This is a genomic window from Streptomyces sp. WAC05292 (assembly GCF_003949955.1).
GTDB classification, from domain to species: domain Bacteria; phylum Actinomycetota; class Actinomycetes; order Streptomycetales; family Streptomycetaceae; genus Streptomyces; species Streptomyces globosus.
Genome location: NZ_RPSE01000593.1, coordinates 1 through 2,607 on the forward strand (window position 1 = coordinate 1; position 2,607 = coordinate 2,607).

A 2,607-nucleotide genomic window follows, 5' to 3' on the forward strand; every position below is an offset into this window, starting at 1 on the left:
CCCCTGCCCGACCCGCCGCCCCTCGACCCGGAGCGCTTCGAGGAGGCCCTCGACGCCTTCGCCGCCACCGGGTCCGAGACCGTCGGCGGGCTGCTGCGCGCCCCGGACCCCCGCCGGGCGGCGCTGCGCGCCGGGCTGCTCGCCTGGCCGGCGGTCCAGCCGGCCGGCCGCCGCTGGAGCCGCCTGCCGCAGGGCGTGCTCGGGCTGCTGAAACCGCTCCTGTGGACGCCACCGCTCAGCGCGGTGCTGGCGCCGTGGAGCACCCTGGCCGCCGCCGTGCTGCTGTGGCTCGCCACCGCCTTCGCGACCGGCCGGTGGGGTTCGCTGCTCCCGCACGTCCCGATCTGCCTGTACGCCGCGCTCGCCCTGGCCCGCTGCGTACGGCAGGCCCTGCCGGGGAGCCTGCCGCCCCCCGCCCGCACGGCGCTGCCGCTCGCGGCGGCCGCCCTCCCGCCGATCGCCCTCGGATTCCTGCACGGCGTGCACACCCCCGGCCTCGGACCGGCGGAGCGGACGGTGCTCGTCGGGGCCTGCTCCGCCCTCGCCGCCGCGGCCCTCCTCGCCCCCGGGGCCGGCAGGTGGCCGCTGCTGCCGCCGGTGGCGCTGGCCGGGGGCGCGGCGGCCGCCCTGGTGCAGTTCGGGCGGGGCCCCCTCGGCGGCTGGTGGGGCGTGCTCGTCCTGTACGCGGTGCTGCTGTGGACCACCTTCGCGCTGCCGTGGCTGTACCCGCGCGAGCAGGCCCGTACGGCCCGCGGCACAGAGCCTCCACCCTGAGCCTCGGATAGGGTGAATTCGGTACTAATCGGACCCTCCGGGGTGAGGTCGGTGAGGGTGGACACGAAGCAGGCGGCGAGCGGGGGCCCGGACCGGCCCACCGCGGCGGTCGGATACGCAGGCGTGCTCCGCGAGCTGCTGCCGATCGCCCTGTGGCGCGAGGACGCCGACGGGCGCGTCGTGGAATGGTCGCTCGCCGCCCAGGACCTGCTGGGGCACCGCCCCGAGGACATCCTCGGCCGGTCGGGCGCCGACGTCCTCGTCCCCGACACCAACCGCGAACTGGCCCGCCAGCTCACCCGGCGCGTCCAGGCCGGCGAGACCGTCGTCGGCACCCTGCCCGTCCGCCACCGCGACGGGCACCGCGTCACCATGGAGATGTGGATCGTCCCCGCCGTCGACCGGCAGGGCCGCACCGGCGCCCTCCTCATCGCGGTGGAGACCAGCGAGGTCCTGCGCATGCGGGACTCCCTCGCCGCCCTCCAGAGCCTGTTCACGCAGTCGCCGATCGGGCTGGCCACCCTCGGCCCCGACCTGCGGTTCCTGCGCGTCAACGACGCCCTCGCCCGCATGAACGGCGTCAGCCCCGCCGACCACCTCGGCAAACGCCTCACCGAGGTCGTCCCCGGCGTCAACGCCGCCGCCCTGGAGGCGACCATGCAGCAGGTACTCGAACGGGGCACCGCCGTCGTCGACGTCCGCCGCACCGGCCGCACCCCCGCCGACCCCGACCACGACCGCACCTGGTCCTGCTCCTACGCCCCCCTCCTCGACGGATCCGGCCGCGCCCTCGGCCTCATCGCCTCCCTGATCGACATCACCGACAGCCAGCAGGCCCAACTCGACGCCGAACGGGCCCGCCGCCGCTTCGCCGTCCTCGCCGAGGCCGGCACCCGCATCGGCACCACCCTCGACCTGCGGCAGACCGCCGAGGAGATCGCCCAGGTGCTCGTCCCCCGCCTCGCCGACTCCGCCGACGTCCAGCTCCTCGAAGCCGTCCTCGACGAGGACGGAGCCGGCACCCACCGCGGCGTCCTGCGCCGCCTCGCCGCCGTCTTCCCCGACCCCGGAGCCCCCACCAGCAGGCTCCACCCCGGCCAGACCTTCAAGATCCCCGCCGGGACCGTGTACGAGCAGGTCATCGCCGACGGCCGGCCCATGAACCTCTACCGCTCCGACATCCCCGCCCTCATCCCCGACCCCCGCGCCGACGCCCTGCGCACCTACCTCGCCGGCCTCGGCTCCGCCCGCCTCATCCCGCTCGTCGCCCGCGGCACCGTCCTCGGCGCCGTCACCGTCACCCGGCTCGCCACCCGCGAACCCTTCGACGAACAGGACTGCATCCTCATCGACGAGGTCGTCGCCCGCGCCGCACTCAACATCGACAACGCCCGCATGTACACCAACCAGCGGCGCGCCGCCCTCACCCTCCAGCGCAGCCTCACCAACAGCACCCTGCCCGACGTCAGCGGACTCGAACTGACCGGCCGCTACCTGCCCGCAAGCGACCACGACGTCGGCGGCGACTGGTACGACGCCATCCGCCTCCCCGGCGGCCGCACCGGCCTCGTCATCGGAGACGTCATGGGCCACGGCGTCCACGCCGCCGCCGTCATGGGCCAGCTCCGCACCGCAGTCCGCACCCTCGCCCGCCACGGCGTGCCCCCCGACCTGCTGCTGCGCTCCCTCGACGCCGTCGTCGCCGACCTCGGCGCCGACGAGATGGCCACCTGCGTGTACGCCGTCCACGACCCCGCGTCCGGAGGCTGCACCATCGCCCGCGCCGGCCACCCCCCGCCCGCCGTCGCCACCGCCGACGGCCGGGTCACCTTC

Annotated in this window: 1 protein-coding gene and 1 pseudogene; both read left to right on the forward strand. The window is 76.1% G+C overall.

Going from position 1 to position 2,607, the window contains the following annotated elements:
* Positions 1-774: pseudogene (locus EF903_RS34525) on the forward strand (hypothetical protein); the annotation flags it as partial.
* Between the two features lie 57 nt (positions 775-831).
* Positions 832-2,607: PAS domain-containing protein (locus tag EF903_RS31390; protein ID WP_125548373.1), on the forward strand; the 1,776-nt coding region annotated here is incomplete at its 3' end.